This is a genomic window from Pseudomonas putida S13.1.2 (assembly GCF_000498395.2).
GTDB lineage: Bacteria > Pseudomonadota > Gammaproteobacteria > Pseudomonadales > Pseudomonadaceae > Aquipseudomonas > Aquipseudomonas putida_Q.
In genome coordinates, this window is record NZ_CP010979.1 from 1,635,918 (window position 1) to 1,659,392 (window position 23,475).

Annotated in this window: 22 protein-coding genes; 10 read left to right on the top strand and 12 right to left on the bottom strand. The window is 59.8% G+C overall.

Annotation, left to right across the window (positions count from 1 at the left end):
- The first annotated feature begins 89 nt into the window (after positions 1-89).
- The 4 genes from N805_RS07400 to N805_RS07415 all read left to right on the top strand — a co-directional run bounded on the left by N805_RS07400 (position 90) and on the right by N805_RS07415 (position 5,577).
- Complete coding sequence (locus tag N805_RS07400) at positions 90-1,127, top strand: Rieske 2Fe-2S domain-containing protein (RefSeq protein WP_028612883.1); 1,038 nt, start codon at positions 90-92, stop codon at positions 1,125-1,127.
- A 24-nt stretch (positions 1,128-1,151) separates the two neighbouring features.
- Positions 1,152-2,339 (top strand): MFS transporter, encoded by a 1,188-nt coding sequence (locus N805_RS07405; protein ID WP_028612882.1) that lies wholly within the window; start codon positions 1,152-1,154, stop codon positions 2,337-2,339.
- 130 nt (positions 2,340-2,469) lie between these two features.
- Positions 2,470-3,291, top strand: coding sequence for an oxygen-insensitive NADPH nitroreductase (gene nfsA, locus N805_RS07410; protein ID WP_028612881.1), 822 nt, complete (start codon positions 2,470-2,472; stop codon positions 3,289-3,291).
- A gap of 126 nt (positions 3,292-3,417) precedes the next feature.
- Entirely contained in the window at positions 3,418-5,577 is a 2,160-nt protein-coding gene (locus N805_RS07415; protein WP_080956785.1) for a hybrid sensor histidine kinase/response regulator, read from the top strand.
- 126 nt (positions 5,578-5,703) lie between these two features.
- On the opposite strand, the gene N805_RS07420 is transcribed toward N805_RS07415, so the two are convergent.
- A complete protein-coding gene (locus tag N805_RS07420) occupies positions 5,704-6,720 on the bottom strand; it encodes a zinc-dependent alcohol dehydrogenase family protein (protein WP_028612880.1) in 1,017 nt (338 codons plus the stop codon).
- Positions 6,721-6,903: 183 nt separating this feature from the next.
- Here N805_RS07420 and N805_RS07425 point away from each other — a divergent pair, with 183 nt between their 5' ends.
- Positions 6,904-7,803, top strand: a complete 900-nt coding sequence (locus N805_RS07425; protein ID WP_028612879.1) for a LysR family transcriptional regulator — start codon at positions 6,904-6,906, stop codon at positions 7,801-7,803.
- A gap of 67 nt (positions 7,804-7,870) precedes the next feature.
- On the opposite strand, the gene N805_RS07430 is transcribed toward N805_RS07425, so the two are convergent.
- Both N805_RS07430 and N805_RS30725 read right to left on the bottom strand, forming a co-directional pair.
- Positions 7,871-9,442, bottom strand: coding sequence for a sensor domain-containing diguanylate cyclase (locus N805_RS07430; RefSeq protein ID WP_028612878.1), 1,572 nt, complete (start codon positions 9,440-9,442; stop codon positions 7,871-7,873).
- Positions 9,443-9,532: 90 nt separating this feature from the next.
- The gene (locus N805_RS30725; protein WP_019470887.1) at positions 9,533-9,703 is read right to left on the bottom strand and encodes a hypothetical protein; all 171 of its coding nucleotides are present in this window, start codon (positions 9,701-9,703) and stop codon (positions 9,533-9,535) included.
- A gap of 181 nt (positions 9,704-9,884) precedes the next feature.
- On the opposite strand from N805_RS30725, the gene N805_RS07435 reads away from it, so the two are divergent.
- Complete coding sequence (locus tag N805_RS07435) at positions 9,885-10,304, top strand: hypothetical protein (protein WP_026034397.1); 420 nt, start codon at positions 9,885-9,887, stop codon at positions 10,302-10,304.
- 53 nt (positions 10,305-10,357) lie between these two features.
- On the opposite strand, the gene N805_RS07440 is transcribed toward N805_RS07435, so the two are convergent.
- Both N805_RS07440 and N805_RS07445 read right to left on the bottom strand, forming a co-directional pair.
- Positions 10,358-11,023 (bottom strand): RraA family protein, encoded by a 666-nt coding sequence (locus N805_RS07440; protein ID WP_019470885.1) that lies wholly within the window; start codon positions 11,021-11,023, stop codon positions 10,358-10,360.
- 102 nt (positions 11,024-11,125) lie between these two features.
- Positions 11,126-12,025, bottom strand: a complete 900-nt coding sequence (locus N805_RS07445; protein ID WP_019470884.1) for a LysR family transcriptional regulator — start codon at positions 12,023-12,025, stop codon at positions 11,126-11,128.
- 150 nt (positions 12,026-12,175) lie between these two features.
- On the opposite strand from N805_RS07445, the gene N805_RS07450 reads away from it, so the two are divergent.
- From N805_RS07450 to N805_RS07465, 4 genes are all read left to right on the top strand, one after another.
- Positions 12,176-13,519, top strand: coding sequence for an MFS transporter (locus tag N805_RS07450; protein ID WP_026034396.1), 1,344 nt, complete (start codon positions 12,176-12,178; stop codon positions 13,517-13,519).
- Positions 13,520-13,570: 51 nt separating this feature from the next.
- Positions 13,571-14,233: an RraA family protein gene (locus N805_RS07455; protein WP_019470882.1), complete on the top strand. Its 663-nt coding sequence runs from the start codon at positions 13,571-13,573 to the stop codon at positions 14,231-14,233.
- A 223-nt stretch (positions 14,234-14,456) separates the two neighbouring features.
- Positions 14,457-15,812 (top strand): MFS family transporter, encoded by a 1,356-nt coding sequence (locus N805_RS07460; RefSeq protein WP_019470881.1) that lies wholly within the window; start codon positions 14,457-14,459, stop codon positions 15,810-15,812.
- Between the two features lie 12 nt (positions 15,813-15,824).
- Positions 15,825-16,868, top strand: a complete 1,044-nt coding sequence (locus N805_RS07465) for a hydroxyacid dehydrogenase (protein ID WP_019470880.1) — start codon at positions 15,825-15,827, stop codon at positions 16,866-16,868.
- A gap of 3 nt (positions 16,869-16,871) precedes the next feature.
- On the opposite strand, the gene N805_RS07470 is transcribed toward N805_RS07465, so the two are convergent.
- The 7 genes from N805_RS07470 to N805_RS07500 form a co-directional block, all read right to left on the bottom strand.
- On the bottom strand, positions 16,872-17,987 hold the full coding sequence (locus N805_RS07470; RefSeq protein ID WP_019470879.1) for an FUSC family protein: 1,116 nt from the start codon (positions 17,985-17,987) through the stop codon (positions 16,872-16,874).
- A 50-nt stretch (positions 17,988-18,037) separates the two neighbouring features.
- Positions 18,038-18,643, bottom strand: coding sequence for a TetR/AcrR family transcriptional regulator (locus tag N805_RS29715; protein ID WP_080956786.1), 606 nt, complete (start codon positions 18,641-18,643; stop codon positions 18,038-18,040).
- 187 nt (positions 18,644-18,830) lie between these two features.
- A complete protein-coding gene (locus N805_RS07480) occupies positions 18,831-19,649 on the bottom strand; it encodes an HpcH/HpaI aldolase/citrate lyase family protein (protein ID WP_026034395.1) in 819 nt (272 codons plus the stop codon).
- Positions 19,646-20,488, bottom strand: coding sequence for an FAS1-like dehydratase domain-containing protein (locus tag N805_RS07485; protein WP_019470876.1), 843 nt, complete (start codon positions 20,486-20,488; stop codon positions 19,646-19,648). The genes N805_RS07480 and N805_RS07485 overlap by 4 nt, the downstream gene beginning before the upstream one ends.
- Before the next feature lie 13 nt (positions 20,489-20,501).
- Entirely contained in the window at positions 20,502-21,431 is a 930-nt protein-coding gene (locus N805_RS07490) for an electron transfer flavoprotein subunit alpha/FixB family protein (protein ID WP_028612877.1), read from the bottom strand.
- On the bottom strand, positions 21,431-22,180 hold the full coding sequence (locus N805_RS07495) for an electron transfer flavoprotein subunit beta/FixA family protein (protein ID WP_028612876.1): 750 nt from the start codon (positions 22,178-22,180) through the stop codon (positions 21,431-21,433). The genes N805_RS07490 and N805_RS07495 overlap by 1 nt, the downstream gene beginning before the upstream one ends.
- Before the next feature lie 52 nt (positions 22,181-22,232).
- Positions 22,233-23,429, bottom strand: a complete 1,197-nt coding sequence (locus tag N805_RS07500; RefSeq protein ID WP_019470873.1) for a CaiB/BaiF CoA transferase family protein — start codon at positions 23,427-23,429, stop codon at positions 22,233-22,235.
- Positions 23,430-23,475: the final 46 nt, after the last annotated feature.

Genomic DNA, 23,475 nt, shown 5'->3' on the forward strand with positions numbered 1-23,475 from the left:
TAGTCCATGCGGAGGATGAGCACCGGCGGCTGCTCGGTGAAGATTGACCGGGCAAGTTACCGGGGATTTTCACACGAGGAACAATAACAATGACCAAGCTCGCAGCAATCAATGTCGAAACTGCTCTGGCCCCGCGCTTCGGCCGAGGCTGGCACTGCCTGGGTGAAGCGGCCGACTACCGTAATGGCCAGTTGCACACCCTGAATATCTTCGGCACGCGCTTGCTGGCATTTGCGACTTCCAGCGGCCAGATCAGCGTCATTGACGCGCATTGCCCGCACATGGGCGCCGACCTCTCGCGCGGCACCCTGGAAAATGACCGGGTGGTATGCCCCTTTCATCACTGGCAGTACGACGCCAGCGGCAAGTGCGTGGAGATCCCGTACTGCAAGCGTATCCCCCCGAAAGCCAAGACCCGCAGCTGGCTGACCTGTGAAGAAAACAACCTGCTGTTTGTCTGGAACAACCCGGAAGGCAAAGCGCCGGCAGACGGCGTGGTGATTCCTCATCTGGCGGAACAGGACAGTGACGAATGGCTGCACGACTGGCACATGGACAAGCTGATTATCGAAACCAACCCACGCGAACTGGTCGATAACCTGGCAGATGCCCAGCACTTCGGGCCGGTTCATGGTACGCCAACCAAGTATTTCGCCAACGTCTTCGAAGGGCACATTGCCCAGCAGATTTTCCATGGCGACTCCGAGCGCCTGGGCGGTGATCTGGTGGCCGAGTCGGCGTACTACGGACCAGCCACGCACTTTACCCGCATGCGCGCGGTGTTCGAGGGCATGGAAATCCACTCGATCCTGCTCAACTGCCATGTGCCGATCACCGCCAACAGTTTTGAGCTGCGTTTTGGCTGCATGGTGAAGAAGGTGCCGGGCTGGAGCGAAGAACAGAACCGGGAAATGGCCAAGGACTATGTGATGCGCAACCGCGAATCCTTTTACCAGGACGTGGATATCTGGGCGCACAAGATTCGGGTGAACAACCCGGTTCTGGCCGAAGGCGATGGCCCGGTCTATCAACTGCGCGAGTGGTACGAGCAGTTTTTCATGGACGAAGCCAGCGTGCCGGACGCCATGGCTGAGCGCCGCGAAGTCATTACCGTCGGCCAGCGCTGAAAGCCACCCGAGCAGGAGAGAGCAATGAACATGAGTGGCCGTAATACCCTGGCGATCATGCTGGCCGCCAGCTTCGCTTCGACGATTGGCGGCTTGCCGTTCAATACCTTGCCTATCCTGCTCGGGTCGATGGTCGAAAGCCTGGGCTTTACTGTCGAACAGATCGGCCTGCTGGGCTCGGTGTGTTTTGCCGGCTACCTGCTCGGCACGCTGCTGGCAGTGGTGCTGATCGACCGCATGAACTGGCGCTGGTTGACCCTGGGTTGTGCGCTTGGCGCTGCGGCGGCATATGGGATGTCGTCCTGGCTGCCGGCCACGGCCCAGCTGCCGCTGTGGGCGGTGATCGGTTTTTTTGCTGCGCTCATGACCTGCCTGGGCATGCGCATCATGGGTGAAATGGCCAACAAGGAACGCGCCCTGGGCATGCGCCTGGGTATTGAACTGGGGGTGGTGGCCGCCGTGCTGTTCGCCTTGCCGTCGCTAGTGATTGCCTATTTCCACTATGCCGGCGCGGCCTTGATGCTGGCCGCGATCATTCTGCTGTTGAGCCTAAGTGCGCTGGCATTGCCCAGGCGTCAGGACTTCATTCACGAAGCGCAGCAGGCGCAAACCGACTCGTTACTAGCACGCTTCAGGTTTCCGCCAGCGGCTTATGCAGCGCTGGCATTTTTCTTCCTGTTCGGCGCCGGGCAGATTGGCCTCTGGGCGTTCCTTGAGCGCTTGGGCCATGGCCTGGCGTTGCAGCCAGCGGAACTGGGTGTCGTCTTCGCCGTGCTGAAACTGCTGGGCGGCGCAGCGGCGCTGGCCTTGGCGGTGGTGGGTGACCGTCTGGGCGTACGCGTACCCCATCTTATTGTGCTCGCGGTGCTGGGTACCGGGCTGTTGTTACTGGGCAACGCCGAAGGCTTTTTGATGTATGCCGCCGGCGCCTGGATCTGGGAAGTCGGCTTTACCTGGGGCTGCGTCTACCAGACCGCAGCGATTGCGCGGCTGGACCGCAGCGGCCGCTCGATCATGCTGATTCCAGGGGCCTTTGCCCTGAGCTCCATGGCAGGTCCGGCCTTGGCCGGGCAACTGGTCGGTGAGGGCTTCGGCATGCTGCTGTGGCTGGCGGCTGGCTGTGCGCTGATCCCGGTGCTGGCGTTTACCTGGCTGCTGGCGCAACGTTTACAGGGCGCGGGCACTGGCTGTGCAGTGGGTGTGCAGGCGTGATGGCTGACACGCAGCGAAGTGGTGAGGCTGGTCGAGACGCAGGCGGCAGGGGCGGATAATGAAAAATTTCGGGGTAGCTGTGTGGTAAACGGCGAACTTTGATAGCCTCCTATCATTTTGGAGGCTTCTCATGACAACCAACGCTCAGGCAAAACTCGCTGCACGCTATGGCGCACCGAACATTTCTGCGCTGCAACAATGGAATGACACCATCGACCAACTGCTCGAACACCGCAGCGTCAGGGCGTTCACTGATCAACCTCTGCCCGAGGGTACGCTCGAGACTTTGATTGCCGCCGCTCAGTCCGCGTCCACATCATCCAACCTCCAGGTCTGGAGTGTGGTTGCGGTGCAAGAGGGGGAGCGAAAAGGCCGCCTCTCGGCGCTGGCCGGCAACCAACCCTACATCCATCAAGCGCCACTGTTCCTGGTCTGGCTTGCCGATTTGTCCCGGGTCTCGCGCATCGCAGACCAGCATGGGGTAGCACTGGAGGCATTGCCCTACCTGGAAAGCCTGTTGCTCGGCACCATCGACGCGGCGCTTGCGGCCCAGAATGCGGTCGTTGCGTTGGAGTCGCTTGGGCTCGGAAGCGTGTACATCGGCGGTATCCGTAACGACATCGAAGCCGTTGCCAAGGAACTGCAACTGCCGCCTCAGGTCTATCCGGTGTTCGGCCTATGCGTTGGCTATCCGTCGCCGGATCGGCCAGCCAAGGTGAAGCCGAGGCTGCCACAGGCAGCAGTGCTTCATCACGAAACGTACTCGGCTGCCGACGAGCAGGGCGTTCTAGCGGAATACGACAAGCGCCTGGGTGCTTTCTATCAACGCGAAGGCATGAAGGCTTCAGGCTGGTCGGAGCAAGTGGTTAGCAGGCTGCGGAACGTTTCTAGCCTGCATGGGCGCGAGGAGCTGCTGGGGGAATTGAGCCGGATGGGCTTTGGCCTGCGCTAAAGCGACAGACGAACGCACAGGGTGCATCAGATCAGGTGAAGGGCTGTGCTCGCCATAGCTTGGCATCACGCTCTAGAATCTCATCCATTGGCTTGTCGTTCATGTGCGTAAGGAAAGAGGCAATATATGGATCGCGAAGGCGCCGGCTTTTCAGGAGAGCTGGATGCTCCCGCATTACCCAGTCAGGAGTCCGCGTTTCCGACGAGCGCTTTGGAGCGTCTGCAGTTGGCGCTCGATGCTGGCGCGATCATTGGAACGTGGGTGTGGGATATTCGGCACAACCAAGTGACCGCGGATGAACGGTTCTCGCGATCTTTCGGGCTTCCTGCAGATAAATGCATGGCGGGTATTCCGATCGAGGAAGCTTTTGCCTCGATTCACCCTGACGACCGTGACCGTGTCTCTGCCGATATCCAGGAGGCGATGAGCCGTGGGGGCGCCTACCGGTGTGAATACCGCGTCAGACAGGATGATGGCAGCTACCGCTGGATTGAGGCCAATGGCAGAGCTGAGCTTGACGAGGAAGGCCAGGCTGTTCGCTTCCCTGGCATTCTCATGGACATTGAGTCACGCCGGTCTGCGGAGGCTGAACGCGACAGGATATCAGCGTTGCTGCGTACCTTCACGGCTGCTGTTCCGGGAGTTGTCTACGCAAAGGATCTCGAGGGGCGGCTGATTGTTGCAAATGATGGTGTCACCCAGCTGGTTGGCAAGCCACCAGAGCTCTATCTGGGCAAAACCGACCTGGAGTTTCTGGAAGACAAGGCCCAGGCACGCCAGATCATGGAAACCGATCGTCATATCATGCATGGCGGGAAAGGCGCGCTGCAGATCGAAGAGCGTGTCGACATGCCGGATGGCACGGCTACCTACTGGCTTTCTGTCAAAGCCCCCCTGTGCGACGAAGCAGGCGAGGTCATCGGGCTGATCGGCTCGTCCATCGATGTCACCGCGCGAAGAAATGCCGAGGCGGAGTTGCTTGAGCTTAACCGCACCCTGGAAGCGAAGATTGAACAAGCCGTGGCCGAGCGGGAAGCGGCGCAGGCAGCGCTACGTCAATCGCAGAAAATGGAGGCGGTCGGTCAGCTGACCGGAGGTATCGCTCACGATTTCAACAACCTTCTCGCGGGCATCACCGGAAGCCTTGAACTGATCAAGCTTCGCTTGAAGCAGGGGCGCACTACTGACGTAGAACGTTACCTGACGGTGGCACAGGGTGCAGCACAAAGGGCGGCATCGCTGACCCACCGACTCCTGGCGTTCTCTCGCCGCCAGACGCTGATGCCTGTTCATACCGATGTGAACACCCTGATCAGCGACATGGAGGAGCTGATACGTCGGACGGTAGGGCCAGCAATCCAGCTCAAGGTCGAGCTCCATGCAACCTCAAGTACTTGCCTGGTGGATCCGGCTCAAGTAGAGAACTCACTGCTAAACCTGTGTATCAACGCTCGCGACGCGTTGGAAGGTGGAGGATCGATCTCCATCAGGACGTACAACGAGCAGCTGGTACCAGGGGCAGATCTCGACCCTGAACTGGCACCCGGCACGTACTTCACGATCTGTGTTGCCGATGACGGGGTAGGCATGAGCGCTGAGACGTTAGCGCGTGCATTCGAGCCTTTCTTCACCACCAAGCCTGTGGGGGCGGGTACAGGGCTCGGCCTGTCCATGATCTATGGTTTCGCCAAGCAGTCTGGCGGGCAGGTTCGGATCGAGTCAGAAGTGGGCCAAGGCGCCCGCGTATGTCTGCAGCTGCCCAGCCATAAGGTTGAGGTCGATGCTGCAGGTCGTGCCGAGCCATTGCCTGAGTCAGAACTGGCCTGCTCAGGCGAAACGGTGTTGGTCGTCGATGATGAACCCTCCGTCCGCATGTTTGTGAGTGAGTCGCTGGGCAGCTGCGGATACATCGTGATTGAGGCGACCGATAGCCTTGCCGGCCTGCAGTTACTCCGCTCGGATACCCGCATCGATCTGCTTGTCACAGACATCGGTCTGCCAGGGGGAACCGACGGCAGGCAGATGGCCGATACTGGGCGCAGCATCAGGCCTGGTCTTCCGGTCTTGTTCATGACCGGGTATGCGCAACCCACTGTATTGGACAACGCCCAGCTGGAGCCCGACACGGCTGTGCTGACGAAACCCTTCACACTCGAAGCGTTGACGCTGAACGTGAATACTTTACTCAGGGATTGTAAGCGTCCGGCGAACTCACCCTCTGACTCCAGGATCAACGGCGGTGCCCATCGAGAACAATCAGGATCACAACCTGATACGGCCATTTGAAGGACGTGCTCACGCGCCTGCCGTTGCAGCAGGCGAGTAAGAGTGTCGGTCTGCGGCCACCTAATTGGGTGGCCATCTGACTGCGCCTATTTCACTGCGCAAGTAGGCAGCGCCACGCCAAGTGGTTCAATCCTGCGCGATTTTGATTACCACCTTGCCAAACGCGCCTCTGGCCAAATGTTCGTACGCTTCGCGTGCTTGATCGAATGGATACACGTGGTCGATTACCGGGCGAATACCATGCGCATTCAGAAATTCGTTCATTCGATCGAATGATGAGCGCGGCGCCACTGCTATGCCGCGAATCGTTGTTTGTCGGAAAATCATGGGCATCAGGTTCAGGGCAGAGGTTTGGCCTGTCAGAAAGCCGATCTGTGCGATATGTCCACCTGCCTTTGTTGCAGCAATCGATTGGTTGATGCCATCACCGCCTGCCACATCCAACAGGAGATCTACACCTTTGCCGTCAGTGAGCTTCAGTACTTCCTTTGCCCACTCAGGGGTAGTGCGATAGTTCACACCCGCAACAGCGCCCAGCTTTTTTACAGCTTCCAGATTGGCATCACGGCTGGAGGTGACGATAACCTTGGCCCCCAAGGCTGTGGCAATTTGTGCTGCAAAAACAGAAACACCTCCAGACCCCTGAACCAAAACAGTCTGGCCGGCCTGGATCTGGCCATAATCGACGAGCGCATACCACGCCGTCAGCGCAGCAATCGGAAGGGTCGCGGCCTCCTCATCGGACATGTTGTCGGGTGCACGAACCGCGCTGTCTTCATGGATGATCATGTATTGCGCCAGACCACCAGGCAATGGCGAGCCGAAGCAGTAGTCGGGTTCATCTGGCCCGGGCATGCCGTCCAACCAACGTGAGTAGAGATGTGAGTTGACCCGATCTCCAACAGCGAAGCGGCTGACACCATCACCGACTGCCACGACAGTGCCAGCCGCATCGCTCACGGGGATCAGCGGCTTGGGCACCATGTGAGGTTCGTAGATACCGTCAACAATGGCCTTGTCCCGGAAATTGAGGGATACAGCGCCTACTTTGACCAGCAGTTCGCCCGCTTGGGGTACGGGGGTTGGCGTTTCGCCCTGTACCAGGTTCTCCAGGCCAAAATCCTTCAGAAGCCACGCTTTCATTTTCTGTCTCCAGCAGTTTTGAGGTGCAGAGGAGGAAAGGCTCCCCCTTTACGCTGAGGACATTGTTCCGCGTTGGCACTGCTGGATAAATGTGCAGAAACCAACAGGATTGTTATCCTGAAAAGCAACAATCATCGCAGTCACATGCTTCTCGAGGGGAGACTTATGGAGCTTCTACAGGCGATGCAGGTATTCGCCAAGCTAGCGGAGCTGGAGAGCTTCACCAAAGTTGCAGAAGCCATGCAGACAGGACGCCCGCACGTCACACGCACCATTCAGGACCTGGAAGCTTCGCTCGGTGTCCGTCTATTCCAGCGCACGACTCGCAGGGTAAAACTGACTGCTGAGGGGGAGCGATTTTACGAACGCGTCAAAGAGGTCCTGGCGACCATCGCAGAGACCACTTCCATGTTCGACCGCAGTGGGTCGACCTTGCGTGGACGGCTTCGAATTGACATCCCCACTGCGTTCTCCCAGCACAGCTTCATGGACAGCCTCAGGAGATTTACGGAGGCATTCCCCGAAATCGAACTTGCGCTGGGTGTGACCGACCGGACAGTAGATCTCGTAGCCGAAGGCGTCGACTGTGTACTGAGAATTGGTGACCTCCCAGATTCAAGTATGGTGGCCAGAGAAATTGGCACCGCCATCATGGTGACCTGTGCGTCCCCTGGTTATCTCCAAGCCTTCGGGGCACCCACAACCCTGCAAGACCTGATAGACCACCGATGTGTCAGCTTCCTGTCCGGCCAAAGCAACAGGCCGCTGCCTTGGCACTTTTCGCTGCACGGCAAGGATCATCCTCACACCCCCCGTGGGGGTATCACTGTGAACGAGTCAAATGCCTACGTGCAATGTGGTGTTGCAGGCTTCGGCATTGTTCAAGCGCCGGGCATTACCGTTGAGACGTTCCTGGCCAGTGGAGAACTGGTCGAGGTACTCAGGGCTCATCGTCCACAGCCGCGCTTGGTTTCCGTACTCTACCCAAGCAGAACGCACCTTGCTCCTCAGGTCGACGCATTTGTGGATTGGCTGAAGGAACAGTTTCCTGTGCTACACCCCACCTGGTTCACCGCGCGCTAATTTCGCTCCAGCGAGGGTCAGTGTTCAGCAGCAGGCGGCCAGCAGATCAAGCCTCACGCTGCGGGCATCAGAGCGTTACCCGATCTTCGGCCACTATACGGTTACGTCCATTCTGTTTGGCCAGGTACAAGCGCTCGTCGGCGCGCTTGAGGATGGCTGGGGCACTGGGGGTGTCTGCGTCCCGACAGGCCACACCGATGGAGATGGTCAAGGTGCCGATCTGCGCCACGGCTGTAGCGCACAGGGTGGCGCGGATCCGCTCGGCGACCTCGCAGGCCGTGCTCAGCGCGGTGTTCGGCAGCAGCAGGCAGAACTCTTCGCCACCGGCCCGGCACGGCAGGTCCCCGGCCCGCGTGCAGTCGCGGATCACTTGCGCGACCCTTTGCAACGCCAGGTCACCCACATCGTGACCAAAGTTGTCGTTCACCCGCTTGAAGTGGTCGACGTCCAACGCCAGTGCCGAATACGTCTGTTGGCTTGCATCAAGCGCCTGGAGTGCCGCGTTCATCGCACGCCGGTTGGCCAGGCCGGTCAACGGGTCGGTGTCGGCGGCGGCGTTCAAGCTGCCGATCTTCTGTTGCAGTTGCTGCGACTGCACTACCAGCGCCTGGCGGATCGCCGCCGCCTCGGCGTACCAGGCGTTGATCGCGGACAGTTCAGCGGTGGCATTCGGCGTCGAAAGGTCGATGGCATGGCCGGCCAGCGCGCGCAGGGGGCGAGTGATCAGCATGACGCCCAGCAGTATCAGGGCCAGACCGATTACCCCAGCCGGGATGATCCTGACCAGCATGTCGCGCATCAGCTTGCCCAGTGGCGCCAGTGCTTGTTCCCGGGGTTGTTGGACGACCACGGCCCAGTTGGAGCCCTGTACGTGTGCGAACCCGGCGAGCATCGGCACCTTATGGTAGTTGACCGTCTCCAGCGTGCCGCTGTCACCGAGCAGGGCCTTGTCCACCGTCTCGCTCCAGCCGAGCACTTCACCGATTCGCTGCTGATCGGGGTGGTAAAGCAACCGGCGGTTGCCATCGGCGACGAAGGCGAAGGCACCATCGAGGTGGTGTTCACCAATCAACGAATGCATCACGCCACGCTGTTGCAAGAACACGGAGCCGCCGACCAGCCCGAGATACTCGCCTGTGGGGCTGAAGACAGGCTGGGAGACGAAGACGATCAGCTTGTCGCTGGTTGAGGTAAAAGCCTGGCTGACCATGGGCCGACGCACCTTGAGCGCCTGGTGTAGTTCGTCGGAGCTGACCGTCGAACCGATCGGCACCGCAGGCGGGTAAGCCTGCAATACCTTGCCCGCAGGGTCGGTGATCAGCACGGTGTTCAACTCCGAGTCCTGGGCCTGCAGGCGGCGTGCTTCTTCCTCGAGCAACGCTCGATTGGCAAAGTCGCTGCCCAGGCGTTGGCTGCTGTACTTCAGGCGTTCATTGACCGAGTACAGAAACTGATCGATGCTCGAGGCGACCTTGAAGGCATAGGCACGGTTGGCCTCCAGTGCCGAATGCACCAGCGCGTCGCGTTGCACACTGTAGGCCGTGATCAGGCTGTTGCAGAGGGTACTCAGCACGGCGAGCAGGACAAAGCCAAGAACCAGGCCACGCAGGCCAATACGCGATGACAGCACCTTGCTCATGAGTACGCCTCGTCCCTCGATAGCTGGAAAGTTCGGCACAAGCTTAGACGGCTGTGGCGGCAAAGGTGCGGCTGCGCAAGGAGTGACCGGTCAGGCCAGAAACTCCGAATCTGCAGGGCAAGCCGGCTGCTTGTCCTGCTGGATGTTGCTGTACACGGCAACCCCGCACACGCAAGCCAGGCCGACACTGGCAAGCAGGATATCGCCCAGCAACATGCCTGCGACCAACACCAGCACGCTGATGCGAAAGAGGGTTGTCATGACTGCCTCCGATGCAGTTCGATATCAGAACCCTGACCATACCGGCGCAGCCGAAATTGTGCAGCCCACTTGCGCGCCTGCGGCCGTGTTTACCTGTGAAATGGCAGAACGGACCTATTAGGCAGGGTATGGAATGCTGGTTGGCGGTATCCTGAAAGCCCCAGCCCCAGGTGCACCAATCATGCGCACAATGATGCTTTTATTGGCAATCACGGCAGTTACCGGTTGCCAGTCGCCGCTGCCAAGCGCCAATCCGCAGATGGCCTGGGTCGATTTCTCGGTGCCATTTCCCAATGACAGGTTACTGATGGCCGAACGTCTGGATAAGCAACGGTTGAGCGACGGGCGCTTCTTTCAAGTGAGCCCGGGCAGCCATGAGCTGATCGTCAGGTTCGATTATGAGGTGGGCGGTGGCGGGGGGCTGAGCCTGATGGGCGGCACTACTGTGCGCGAATGCTACCTGACGGTCCCTTACGCCAACTTCCAGGCAGGCCAGCGCTATGTGCTGGAGGGGCGGTCGATGGCGCTGACACCTGAGGCGCGGTTGTACGATGCCAAGGGCGAGGTGGTTGCAGAGGTCAGCGAGTTCTATTGCCTGTAAGGGGCAGGGAGCCTGAGCCTCTGCGGCTGTGTGGTCAGTGGCAAGCTCAGGGCTCAGTTAGCCAGCCCCGCCTTTTCAAGCACTTTGTCCAGCCAGGACTGATCGATCGCACCCGTGGCGATTTCAGCTTTGACCCGCTCTTCATGGGCTTCATGAGCCCGGGCCTGGGCCAGCACCTGTTGGGCGACTGCCTGGGGGAAGGCAACTACTCCATCCTCGTCTCCCACGATGATATCCCCAGGATTCACCACCATGCCCCCAACCGATACCGGCACGTTGATCTCGCCAGGGCCAGTTTTATAAGGGCCGCAATGCACGACGGCACGCGCATAACAGGGGCTCGAAGCAAATGAGTCAACGTCGCGGATAGCCCCATCAACCACAAACCCCACGCAGCCGCGCTGTTGCGCGTAGAGCTTGATGAGCTCGCCGATGACCGCATTGTTGGTATCACCCTGAGCGTCGATAACCAGTACGTGACCGGGCTCAAGCAATGTCAGGGCTTTGTAGATATAAAGGTTGTCACCGGGCCGGGTCTTGATGGTCAGCGCTGTGCCCACCAGCTTGCCGGTGGTGTTGTAGCGAGTCAGGCCTCTGGCGCCGATGTGGCGGCCAAGGTTGTCGCTGATGTGTGGGGTTACGACTGAGGCGAACGCTTCGATAAGCGAAGCGGGGGCCAGAGCGGGTGATGCAAGGATGCGAGACCCGGGTAACGACATGCTCAATCTCCTGAATGAAGTGAAAACCATCGGCTGGTTCGGCGATGGTAGGAGAGAAAAGCGTTTGCTTTTAGCGATATTTATTGATCGAAAATGATCGCTTCAGGTGATGATTAGTTTGTCGAAATCGCAGGTTTGCTGCGCCAGCCGCGCAACTTCGACCGTTAGGCCCTGATAGCGATCGGCTCTGTGTACGCAGACATAGTTGATGGTTGGTAGCGGTTGCTCGGTGTGAATCACCTTGAGACGGCCTTGGGCGATCAACGTCCCCATGCAAGCGAGCGGCAGGTAGCTGACACCCACCCCTGAAATGGCCAAGCCCACTTGCGCAACGAGGTAGTTGCTGGTGAGGGTCTTGCCTAGCCGTATGTCATGTTCGGCCAGCCAGCGCTCGTAAGTTTGGCCTGTGCCCGAGCTGCCGCCCTGCGTCAACACGGTGAAGGACGAAAGCTTCTGAAGGCTGATTGCCTCGTCGCCCTGGTGCAAAGCCGGGGCGCACATCCAGGCGTTCTCCACTGCCTTCAACGGCGTACTGATGAAGCGTGGGTCCTTGAAAATATCGGGCACGATAATCAGGTCCAGCTCATCGCTCTCCAGCCGGCGCAACAGGTCGGTGCTCAGTTCGATGGAGGGTTCCAGGTCGACCCTTGGGTAGGTCTGATGAATGCGATCCACCAGGGCAGGCAGCCAAGTGAGTGCGGTAAGTTCCGTAACGCCAAGGCGGAATCTTCTGATCAGGGTTTCCTTGGAGCTGATGCGTTCAAGCAGATCGTCACGCTGGCGCAGCATATCGACGGCGCACCCGTGCAATTCGACCCCCTTTTGCGTGAGCCGTGCACTGCGTTTCGAACGATCGAAAATAGACACCCCGAACGCGTCCTCCAATTCCTGAACCCGTTTCGAGATCGCAGACTGCGACATGTTCAGTTTGGCTGCGGCGGCCTCGAAACTGCCCAGCTCGACAATCCAGTAAATGGCTTCGATCTGCTTGAGGGTGATCACTTGTTTTCCTTGGCGTGGGTGCCGGACGCGGATGTTGAAGTGGAGATTGTCCACTAAAAGTGATGATTTGAGTTGAGTATTTGTCGCTTTTTTTCTTGTTTTTCCCTGCCTAGATTACCCACGAATTACAACAACAAGGGTACGCATAGTATGTCGACCGCTGAAATTGCCCATGCCAAAGGGCGCAGCAGTTACCGCTGGATCGTTGCGGGGATGATCTTTTCAATCTACACAATTGCAGCAGCGGACAGGGCAAATCTCGGGGTAGCGCTGCCTTTCATTCGGCAAGAGTTCGAGATGAGCAACGCCCAGGCAGGTGGGCTCATGAGCCTGTTCCTGCTGGCTTACGCACTGGCCCAAATCCCTGCCGGGCTTGCGTTCAGCAAGTTCGGCGTCAGCCGCATCCTGCCAGGTGCAATGATAATGACCTCCGTGTTGACCGGCCTGGTTGGCACGGCGGGGTCCCTGGTCGCATTGAAACTCTATCGTCTGGGCCTGGGCCTGGCAGAAGGGCCGTTGCCGATCAGCATGACGACCACTATCAACAACTGGTTCCCTCCCCGTGAAAAGGGCATTGCTTCCGGGATTTTTCTGTCGGCGGTGAAGTTCGGCCCTGTCATCGTGCCGCCTCTGTGTGCTGTGATCATCTCGGTGTGGGGCTGGCGCGAGGTGTTCTATTTTTTCGCAGTGCCCGGCATTTTGCTCTCGATTGCCTGGTATTTCATGGTGGCAGACCATCCTTCCAAAAGCCGGTTCGTCAACCAGGGCGAGTTGGACTATATCCGTGATCCGGCACCCTGCGACCCATCGCAGGCAGGCAGTGCCAAGCGACCTGCTGCACGTAGCTTCAGGCGCCTGGATGCCTTCATTCGCCGCCGCGAAGTCCCGCTGCTGGAAACCCGGCGGCAGGTGTTCGGCTCGTGGCAGATCTGGGGCAGCGCGCTGAGTTATTGCTTCCAGCTGGGGGTGTCCAGCGTGCTGCTGGCGTGGATCCCTACTTATCTGATGACCGTCAAGGGCTTCACGGTGATGAACATGGGGCTGGTCTCGGCCGCGCCCTGGGTTGGCGCCGTGCTCGGCAACCTGCTCGGAGGCTACTGTTCGGACCGTTGGCTGGCAGGTCGGCGCAAGCCAGGGATGCTGCTGTCAGCGCTGGGTACCTCGGTGATGATGTACCTGCTGATCAATTCACCCGCAGACCCTCTGGCCTATGGCCTGCTGCTGATGGCCACGGGTGTGGTGCTGAGCTTCGGCTTCTCGTCCTACATGGTTTACCCCATGGCCCTGGCCAGTAAACAGACATTCCCGATTGCCAATGCCATCGTCAACATGATCGGCCAGCTGGGCGCTGCGGCCACGCCGTTTCTGACCGGTTTGCTGCTCGACAGCTACGGCTGGAGTTACGTGTTCTCCTACCTGGCGATCGGTTCGTTCCTCAGTTTCGTGTTGTTGTTGACCATTATCGAGCCGGTACCCAAAACCACCGCATCCTGAACCATACCGACGCTCATACCTGCCATTTATTAGCTTACCAAGGAGCCGCAGATGAACACCGAAGACAGAGAACTGATCGCCTTGTTCGAAGGCCTGGACACCCCGGGCGTGTCCGATGCGATGGACAAACTGGGCCTGCCGGGCCACTGCTTTGGCGTGATGCCGCTGGGCGACTACAAGCAGGTCGTAGTCGGCCCTGCGTTCACCGTCCGGTATGTTTGCGCCAGCGTGCCGCCTGGCACCGTAGGTGACTTTATCGAGGACGTAGGCGAAGGCGATGTGGTGGTGATCGACAATGACGGGCGCACAGACTGCACTGTCTGGGGCGACATCATGACCCAATATGCAGGCTCGCGAAAAATCGCCGCGACAGTGATCGACGGCGTCTGCCGCGATGTCAACAAGGCATTGGGTGACGGCTACCCGCTGTTTACCAAGGGCCGTTTCATGCGTACCGGCAAGGACCGGGTTGAGGTTGGTGCGGTCAACGAACCGGTCTCCGTCGGCCAGGCGCGGGTATGCCCACGCGACATCGTGGTCGCCGACGCCAACGGCGTGCTCGTGGTGCCACGCGGGCGCGCCCGTGACGTAGCCCAGCTTGCCCGCCAGATCGAGAGGGTCGAGGCCGATATCCGCACAGCCATCAGCCAGGGCAAAACCCTGAAGCAAGCTCGCGAGGACCTTGGATACCACACCTTGCAACGCAAAGCGTAAGCGCCGCAGCGCCAACCGCTTGCAGACCTGTCGCTGGGTTACCCGCCGATTGCCAGCTCTGGCTATTTGGGCAGAGCCGGCCAGCGCGTTTCAAACAAACGGCCATGCCCGCAAGGCATAGCTGTTAGATCTTTGGCAGGTCTTCCGTCACACCATCGCTGTGCAAAGCTGTACCCGAGTTGGCAAAACAATAACAACAAGGGTAGCGATCATGAATGCAGATATGAGCACGGCTCGTCCGTTGACTCGCAAAGAGCGTACAACTGCAATTGTAGGTGTCTGTTCCGGCAACCTGGTGGAGTGGTACGACTTCTTCATCTATGCCTACACATCAATCTATTTCGCCTCACTGTTCTTTCCGGCGGGCGATCAGACCAGCCAGCTATTAGCCACCGCCGGTATATTTGCGGTCGGTTTCTTCATGCGCCCGCTGGGTGGCTGGATATTCGGTTACATCGCCGATACGCGTGGTCGCAAGATATCGATGATCATCTCCGTGTTCATGATGTGCGGTGGGTCACTGATGATCGCTGTCATGCCAACTTACGCCACTGTCGGTGTCGCGGCGCCGGTCCTGTTGGTAGTCGCCCGCTTGATGCAAGGGCTGTCGGTCGGTGCAGAGTATGGCACCGGCGCGACCTACATCAGTGAGGTCTCACGCGCTGGGCGCCGCTCGTTCTATGGCTCGTTCCAGTACATGACCATTATCGCAGGGCAACTGCTGGCGCTGTTGACGGTGGCAGTGCTGCAACTGGTGCTGTCTGAACAGGACCTGAAAGCCTGGGGTTGGCGAGTGCCGTTCCTGATTGGCGCGCTGGCCTCGATCGTGGTGGTGTACCTGCGCCGGACCATGCGCGAAACAGCCACTGCGCAAGGTATGAAGAGCAAGGAGGCGGGTTCGCTCAGGGGCCTCATGCAACACAAGCGCGCTGTACTGCTGACTTTCACCATTACCATCGGCTGTTCTCTGTACTTCTATACTTTCACGGCCTACATGCAGAAATTCCTGGTGGTCAGCGTCGGTATTCCGGCACCGACAGTGAGCATCATCATGGCTTCGGCGCTGGTGATCTTCATGTTTGCCCAGCCGGTTTTCGGCATGCTTGCGGACAAGATCGGCGTACGCCGCAACATGATAATTTTCGGTCTGCTGTCCACGTTCCTGGTCATACCCCTGTTGTCAGCGATCAAGTCTGTTCAGGACCCGCTGAGTGCATTCGCGCTGGTGGTCGCCGGGTTGCTCATTGCAGCCTTCTATACGCCGGTTACTGGCGTGCTGAAAGCAGACTTCTACCCGCCAACCGTTCGGGCCCTTGGTGTAGGGCTCCCTTATGCGGTAGGTGCGGCAATGTTCGGGGGTTCCGCTGAATACGTAGCACTGAGCTTCCGCTCGCTGGGCATGGAGGAGTACTTCTATCTGTATGTCGCGGCTATCGCTGCCATCACCCTTGTTTCCTCCCTGTTGATGCCAGACCTCTCCAGACATGGCTACCTGGATGGTGATGGCAAGGTCGAGGAGAACATTGGGGTGCGCAAGTTCATGGGAGGCAAATCCACGCCATCCCACATCAGCCATTGAGGTGAGGCGAGCATGAATAGCGAAGCGAAGAAGATCGTACGCTTCGACGTCTGGTACCACCCGGTGATGGCCCAGACGCTCGAAGCTTCAGCCAATGTGGTGTTGCAAACCGTACCGCGTGACCAGGCGCCCGCGCTGATCATGCAAGCGCTGCGCAGTTGCCAGGTGTACCAAGTGCCATCCGCACGCGATGAGCTTCCGCCTGAATGGCGTGTGACGGAACGTCTACTCAACCAACTGCCAAACCTGCTTTGTGTCTCAACCAATGGGGCCGGTTATGACACCGTCGACGTCGATGCCTGCACCCGTGCCGGCGTTCTGGTAGTGAACCAGTCCGGTGCCAATGCCCAATCGGTAGCAGAGGCAACCATCGGGCTGATGCTCGACAGTGCGCGGCGCATCAGCGAATCGGATCGGCGGTTGCGCAGGGATCGAGGTTTCTCTCGCGAAGATTTGATGGGCTTCGAGCTTTCAGGAAAAACGCTGGGTCTGGTCGGTATCGGTGAGATAGGTACACGGGTAGCACGTATCGCCCACGCCCTGGGCATGTGGGTCATCGCCCATGATCCGTTACTGACAAGCGAGCTGATCGATCAGCGAGGCGCAACAGGCTGCGAACTCAAGACGCTTTTGCAGCAGAGTGATGTCGTGTCGTTACATTGCCCCCGCCTGGCTTCGACGCTGAACATGATGAACGCAACAACGTTTGCGTCGATGCGCAAGGGCGCCATTTTCATCAATACGGCGCGTGGCGGCCTGCATGACGAGGCCGCACTTTATGCGGCGCTGGCCTGTGACCACCTTGGGGGGGCGGGTATCGACGTCTGGGACGAAGAGCCGCCAGCCCTCGATCATCCATTGCTTGGGCTTGATAACGTGGTAGGCCTGTATCACACCGCAGGTGTAACACGCGAGGCCCGTCTGCGCATGGGGCTATGGGCAGCGGAGCAAATTCTGCAGGTGCTGCGCGGGGAGGAGGGGCCACGTATGGTCAACCCGCAAGTGTTTGCAGCCTATCGACAACGGCTCCAGGCCAGCAATCATTCGTCAGCCTAGGGTTCATCGGGAGGCGCCCTGGCGGATCAACTGATTCGCCAGGCGTATTACGCCGATCAGGACGAAACCTGCCAGCACCCCCTCCAGGCGGATGAACCCGGGCGCAGGGCTGACGTTGACGTAAGTATCAGGCACCATCACTACCAGATACACGAGGGAAAATTGGGTGCCGGCGTAAGCGTATGAGCGGTTACTGTTCTCGATGTGCCGCCCGACCATCACGCCGATGCACATTGCCAGGGTCATGGCGATCCAGTTCGAGCCTACCAGCCATAAAGCCAGCCCCGCACAGGCAGCGCCCGCGCAGCAGCCTGCCAGGCGATGAACATTGCGCAGCGTGACTGCGCGGCTACCTGGCAAAAGCGCCCCCGGTGGCACCATCATCACGGCCATGACGGTGATAGCTGCCTGGCTCAATCCCCCCACTTCCAGCCAGATACCCGAGGAAGGGATCAACGCCAACGCCAGGCCTGCCTGCAGCACATGACGTAGCAGGCAACGGTCAAGGTCCGGTTCGTTCACGCGGGCGCCAGATCGGGAAGATAACGCACCATCGGGAAACATCTTGCGTACAGTCCGGCCGGAGAGCATGGCTACGAACCAGCAGGCAAGGGTGCCGCATGCCACTTCCTCCAGGCGGGTTCTGGCTATCTCGATCACGGATGGGCCGCCCGTCGCGTCAAATCCAGAGATAGCCACCATGGCGAATGTCAGTCCGGCAAACAGCCAGGCGTAACCATGCTCATGGCGGATGGCGCACCACAGCGTGCCTGCGCCGACCAGCCCTATGACGGGACCAAGCCAATGCACGCTGATTTGCAGTTGAGTCAGTAGCGCTGCTGCGGCCAAGCCGCCTGCGGCAGTGCCGATGATCCGGAGCCCGCCACGGTAAACGCAGTCGTGCAGACTTGAACGCATCACCATGTAGCCACTGAAAGCAGCCCAGCCGACATTATCGACAGCCAGATAATGCGCCATGCCGATAGCCAACAACACGGACAGCAGCGTCTCGGCTTCGTCCAGCAAGCGTTGGGGGAGGCGGTCCGGGTTGGAGAACTCTTTACGGATCCCCTGGGTGAACTGCGCGAAGCTCGACCACAGCGTGAATCTGAATGGCATGATCTAGGTCCTGATCCTTTCCGTCCGGGCGTGCTTGCAGACAGGATAGGTCAAGGATGATTGCGGTGGCCTGAGCACCAGAGCGCGCGTTGATGAGGTCGCAGCACTGCATTGCACGCCTGCAGGATGTGCTCCTGGATCCAGGTTTCATCGAAAGGCGCCTTGCTGAGCCGCAGGCTGTTGGCGCTTTCGATAATCGCAACGATCGCCACCGAGGCTTTGGAGGGGTCATCCACGCGGTACTGACCTGTCGCACAACCTTTCTGAATGATGCATTCCACAGGCTGGGCCAGCCGTGCACTCGCCCGGTCCAGCCAGCGCCGGTGGCTGGCTTCAAGGTGCCTGACCTCGTGTCGCAGGATCAAATCTTCCTGTGGGACGGTGACTTGCCGATCGAGCGAGAAACACACATATCCCTTCAGGTCGCGTGGGCATACGCTCGCATGCCACGCCTGAAGACGTTTTTCGACGATGTCCAGGACCACATTGAGCAGGAGATCCTGTTTGCAGTCGACGTGATGGTAAAGGCTGCCTGGGAGTATTCCGACACGTTGCGCCAGTTTTCGCATGGTCATGGCGGTATAGCCTATTTCAACCATCAGCTCTGACGCGGCCTGCGTGACAGGTGGAGGGCATGTACGGGCGGCGTCAACCATACGCCGGCAACCTGGATAGGGCACGCAGCAGCCGGCAGATCAAGCGCTTGCAGCACTTGCGCGGTGGCAGGGCTGCGCCATTCATCAACCACATACGGCACCTCTTCGACGGGTGCCCCCGATACAGATTACCCCTGCGCGTCAGAACAGTGGTCGCGTGCTGTAACGGGAGCATGAACTGAACCCTTCAACCCGCCTGCAGCAAGATTGCCCGGGCACGCAGGATCACCGGAGCGTCGACCATCTGGCCATCAAGGGTGAATACGCCGGCGCCAGCTTCGGCCTGCTCGACCACCCGTCGAGCCCAATCCAGCTCGTGATGCGAGGGCTTCAGGGCATCGTGGATCACCTTGACCTGGCTTGGGTGGATGCACAAGGCACCGCCAAAGCCCATGCCCCGTGCAAACCGGACTTGACGCTGCAAACCGTCGGTATCCTGGATGGCGGGGAACACTCCGTCCAAGGGCGCGGCCAATTCCGCGACACGGCTATGTAGCAGCACTGCGTAACGGGCGTGCCCCAGCACGTGCTCGGCTGCTGCGCTACCCGTGCTGAGGCCAAGGTCAAGGCCCAGGTCCAGGCTGCCGAATGACAACCTGTCTACGCCAGCTGCTGCCGCCAGGGATGGTAGGGCAGCCAGGCCCTTGGCGCTTTCGATGATTGGCCACACCGCTTTGCCAGTGGCATGGGCGCGATCAATCTGGTCGACGCTTTCAGCCTTCGGCAGCAGAATGCCGATGACCCCGGCATGACGCCGGCAAAGCGACAGGTCAGCCTCGTGGGCCCAATGACCAGGCGCATTCACCCGTACCAGCACCTTGGCCTGCGGATGATCGTCGAGGAACTGGTCGAGATTGTTGCGCGCCTGCTCCTTCAGCGTCTCTTCCACAGCATCCTCAAGGTCGACAATGACCCGGTCCGCACCACTGGCCAATGCTTTCGGAATGCGTTCTGGCCGAGTCGCGGGAACGAAAAGCGCGCTACGGACTACGGGTTGTTGTGTCATTGGCGTGCCTCCTGGACGAATTCGATCTCGCCGACCTGGGCCTGACCTGCCTGATTGCCAGCCCAGACCTGGGCTTTACCCTCACCGATCAATCGGCCACCGACCTCGAACGCGTCAGGGCAGATCAAGGGACGAACACCACGGAAGCTGAATCGACGCACTGTCAATTGCGGGTTCGCCCGTACGAATGCTTGCACGTTCAGCGTTGCGATCAGGGGGCCGTGCACCACCAGGCCAGGGTAACCTTCGGTTTCGGTCACATAAGGCCAATCATAGTGAATGCGGTGGCCGTTGAACGTCACCGCCGAATAGCGGAACAGCAGCGTCGGGCTTGGCTGAACGTGAAGATGCCAGTCTCCCTGCGGCATCGGCTCGGTTCCGCCCAGTTTGGGTGGCGATGGCTCACGATAAACGATGTCCTGTTCCTCGATGAGCGCCCGCTGGCCGTCTTGCACGTACTCATGTTGTACGGTGACAAACAGCAAGGACCCCGTACGCCCATGCTTTTCCTGAACGTTGAGGATGGTCGAGCGGCGAGATACCTGGGCATCCACGCGCAGCGGGTGGATGAACTCCAGGCGACCACCTGCCCACATGCGGTTGCGGTTATCCGCCGGGGGCAAGAAGCCGCCTCGCGCGGGATGGCCGTCCCCGCCGAGCCCGGAGTGCTCGACGGCGTCCTGGAAGAATGCCCAGTGCCAGAGTTCGGGCAGGGGGGCACCCGGAGCTGGCGCTGGTTCACCCAGGGTTGCGGCAATGCGTTTTACCAGGTTATGGCTGATGCAATCGTGCACGGTCTGACTGCGACCGATCCAGGTTTCAGGTGCTGATGGGGTCATTGTTTTTGTCCTGTTACAGCGTGGAGGTGAGTGCTGGCACGATTTCGAACAAGTCGCCGACCAGTCCGTAATCGGCCACCTGGAAGATCGGCGCTTCTTCATCCTTGTTGATCGCGACAATCACCTTGGATTCCTTCATGCCCGCCAAATGCTGGATCGCGCCGGAGATACCGACCGCGATGTACAGCTGCGGGGCCACGATCTTGCCGGTCTGGCCGACCTGCATGTCGTTGGGAACAAAGCCTGCGTCTACCGCTGCGCGCGATGCACCAACTGCCGCGCCGAGCTTGTCGGCCAGGCGGTACAGGTGGCTGAAGTTGTCACCGTTGCCCATGCCGCGGCCACCGGAAACAACAATGTCTGCCGCAGTCAGCTCGGGGCGATCGGACGTGGCCAGTTCTTCGCCGACGAACGCCGATATGCCTGTATCACGGGCGCCAGCCAATGCCACGATCGGCGCACTACCGCCTTCTGCCGGCAGGGCCTCAAAGCCGGTGGATCGAACGGTGATGACTTTGACTGCGGCGTTCGACTGCACGGTGGCGATGGCGTTGCCCGCATAGATCGGGCGCTTGAAGGTATCGGCAGACTCGACCGAAATGATTTCGGAGATCTGATCGACATCCAGCAACGCTGCCACCCGTGGCAGGATGTTTTTGCCGTTGCTGGTGGCAGGGGCGAGTACATGGCTGAAGTCGCGACCCAGGTTGGCCACCAACGGCGCAACATTTTCCGGGAGCTGGCGCGCGTAGGCAGCGTCGTCTGCCATTAGCACCTTACTCACTCCAGCGATCTGCGCAGCCGCGAAAGCGACACCGGAAACGTCCAGTCCCGCGACCAGGACCACGACTTCCCCTCCGATCTGGTGGGCTGCAGCCAGAGTATTCAAGGTCGGCGCGGCGAGTGTGTGATTGTCGTGTTCAGCTACTACCAGGATAGACATCAGATTACCTTCGCTTCGTTCTTCAGCTTCTCGACCAGTTCGGCCACCGACTTGACCTTGATACCCGCGCTGCGCGCAGCTGGCGCTTCGACTTTCAGGGTCGTGTTGGTGGAGGCGAGGGAAACGCCGAGGTCGTCAGGCTTGACGGTCTCCAGCGGCTTCTTCTTGGCCTTCATGATGTTCGGCAGCGATGCATAGCGCGGCTCGTTCAGGCGCAGGTCGGTGGTGACGATGGCTGGCAAGTTCAGCGACACGGTCTGCAAGCCGCCATCGATTTCACGGGTGACGTTCAGCTTGTCGCCCGCAACGATGACCTTGGAGGCGAAGGTGCCCTGGGCGTAGCCGGTCAGCGCGGCCAGCATCTGGCCGGTCTGGTTGTTGTCGCTGTCGATGGCCTGCTTGCCAAGGATGACCAGCTGCGGCTGCTCTTTGTCGACAACGGCTTTCAGCGCTTTGGCTACGGCCAGGGAGCTCAGCTCATCGACGGCTTCGACCAGGATGGCACGGTCGGCGCCTAGCGCCAGGGCGGTACGCAGTTGCTCCTGGGCGGCGGGCGGGCCCACGGAGACGACCACGATCTCGCTCGCCACGCCTTTTTCCTTCAGGCGTACGGCTTCTTCCACGGCGATTTCGCAGAAGGGGTTCATGGACATCTTGACGTTTGCAAGGTCGACGCCGGCGTTGTCCGCCTTGACGCGGACTTTGACGTTGTAATCGACCACACGTTTGATAGCGACCAGCACTTTCATAAGCAGTAATACTCTGTTCTTGAGCGTTCACAACAGGCGGTAAAAAGAGGGGTCAGATGACCCCTGAAGCGCGCAGCTGTTGAATTCGTTCATGCGTCAGGCCAAGTTCGGCAAGGATGTTTTCGCTGTGCTCGCCAAGCGCCGGCACCGGGCCCATGCGGGGTGCAAAGGCATTGCTGGTGGCGGGCGGGAGCAGGCTGGGCACGCTGCCTGCGGCCGTGTCGATGCGCCGCCAGCGGTCTCGGGCTTTTAGTTGTGGGTGCTCCCAGACACCCTGCATATCGTTAACCTTGGCGTTGGCAATGCTGGCCTGGTCCAGCCGCTGAATAACGGTATCGAAGCTCAATGGGGCGAAAGCCTCGATGATCAACGCTCGCAGGGCGTCGCGGTTGGCCACGCGTTTGAAGTTGGCAGAAAACCGATCATCATCCGCAAGCTCCGGCCGGATCAGCACATGCTCGCAGAACAGCTGCCACTCCCGTTCGTTCTGCAGGCCGAGCATCACGGTGCTGCCATCGCCAATAGGGAATGGGCCGTATGGATAGATCGTGGCGTGCGCTGCACCAGCGCGAGGCGGTGGCGGGGCACCCTCGTAGGCGTAATAGAGCGGGTAATTCATCCACTCCACCAGGCTCTCCAGCATCGAAACTTCAACGTGGCTGCCGATGCCGGTTTTTTCCCGCAACAGTACGGCCGAGAGGACGCCCGTGTAGGCATACATGCCGGCAGCGATATCCGCTATCGAGTTGCCCGCCTTGGCCATCCCGTCTTCGCCCGGCCCACCGGTGACCGAAAGAAAACCGCCTTCGCTCTGGATCAGCAGGTCATAGGCTTTTTTCTGCTCGTAGGGGCCCCCAGCGCCATAGCCGGAGATGTCGCAGACGATGAGCCGCGGGAAGCGCTCGTGCAATTGCTCGAAGCTCAACCCAAGGCGGGCGGCCGCGCCTGGCGCCAGGTTCTGCACCAGCACATCGGCTTGCGCCAGTAGCTGGTCAAGGATGTCCCCGGCGATATCCTGCTTGAGGTCAAGGGCCAGGCTTTCTTTCGAGCGGTTGGTCCAGACGAAATGCGAGGCCAGGCCGTTGACCCGCTGATCGTAACCACGGGCGAAGTCGCCACTGCCCGGGCGTTCGACCTTGATCACCCGGGCGCCCAGGTCAGCCAGCTGGCGGGTACAGAAGGGCGCTGCGATCGCATGTTCGAGGCTGATGACGGTAATGCCGTCAAGTGGGCGAATGGGCTGACTCATGATTGATGTCTCTCTTGTTATGGCAGGCCCCTCACGGTTGGCGAGG

Coding starts and splice junctions, on each gene's coding strand:
- nfsA (WP_028612881.1), top strand. CDS start 2,470: ATGACAACCAACGCTCAGGCAAAACTCGCTGCACGCTATGGCGCACCG.
- N805_RS07435 (WP_026034397.1), top strand. CDS start 9,885: ATGCGCACAATGATGCTTTTATTGGCAATCACGGCAGTTACCGGTTGC.
- N805_RS30725 (WP_019470887.1), bottom strand. CDS start 9,703: ATGACAACCCTCTTTCGCATCAGCGTGCTGGTGTTGGTCGCAGGCATG.
- N805_RS07470 (WP_019470879.1), bottom strand. CDS start 17,987: ATGCCATTCAGATTCACGCTGTGGTCGAGCTTCGCGCAGTTCACCCAG.
- N805_RS07415 (WP_080956785.1), top strand. CDS start 3,418: ATGGATCGCGAAGGCGCCGGCTTTTCAGGAGAGCTGGATGCTCCCGCA.
- N805_RS07440 (WP_019470885.1), bottom strand. CDS start 11,023: ATGTCGTTACCCGGGTCTCGCATCCTTGCATCACCCGCTCTGGCCCCC.
- N805_RS07400 (WP_028612883.1), top strand. CDS start 90: ATGACCAAGCTCGCAGCAATCAATGTCGAAACTGCTCTGGCCCCGCGC.
- N805_RS07460 (WP_019470881.1), top strand. CDS start 14,457: ATGAGCACGGCTCGTCCGTTGACTCGCAAAGAGCGTACAACTGCAATT.
- N805_RS07405 (WP_028612882.1), top strand. CDS start 1,152: ATGAACATGAGTGGCCGTAATACCCTGGCGATCATGCTGGCCGCCAGC.
- N805_RS07465 (WP_019470880.1), top strand. CDS start 15,825: ATGAATAGCGAAGCGAAGAAGATCGTACGCTTCGACGTCTGGTACCAC.
- N805_RS07450 (WP_026034396.1), top strand. CDS start 12,176: ATGTCGACCGCTGAAATTGCCCATGCCAAAGGGCGCAGCAGTTACCGC.
- N805_RS29715 (WP_080956786.1), bottom strand. CDS start 18,643: ATGGTTGACGCCGCCCGTACATGCCCTCCACCTGTCACGCAGGCCGCG.
- N805_RS07485 (WP_019470876.1), bottom strand. CDS start 20,488: ATGACCCCATCAGCACCTGAAACCTGGATCGGTCGCAGTCAGACCGTG.
- N805_RS07500 (WP_019470873.1), bottom strand. CDS start 23,429: ATGAGTCAGCCCATTCGCCCACTTGACGGCATTACCGTCATCAGCCTC.
- N805_RS07425 (WP_028612879.1), top strand. CDS start 6,904: ATGCAGGTATTCGCCAAGCTAGCGGAGCTGGAGAGCTTCACCAAAGTT.
- N805_RS07420 (WP_028612880.1), bottom strand. CDS start 6,720: ATGAAAGCGTGGCTTCTGAAGGATTTTGGCCTGGAGAACCTGGTACAG.
- N805_RS07455 (WP_019470882.1), top strand. CDS start 13,571: ATGAACACCGAAGACAGAGAACTGATCGCCTTGTTCGAAGGCCTGGAC.
- N805_RS07490 (WP_028612877.1), bottom strand. CDS start 21,431: ATGTCTATCCTGGTAGTAGCTGAACACGACAATCACACACTCGCCGCG.
- N805_RS07495 (WP_028612876.1), bottom strand. CDS start 22,180: ATGAAAGTGCTGGTCGCTATCAAACGTGTGGTCGATTACAACGTCAAA.
- N805_RS07430 (WP_028612878.1), bottom strand. CDS start 9,442: ATGAGCAAGGTGCTGTCATCGCGTATTGGCCTGCGTGGCCTGGTTCTT.
- N805_RS07480 (WP_026034395.1), bottom strand. CDS start 19,649: ATGACACAACAACCCGTAGTCCGTAGCGCGCTTTTCGTTCCCGCGACT.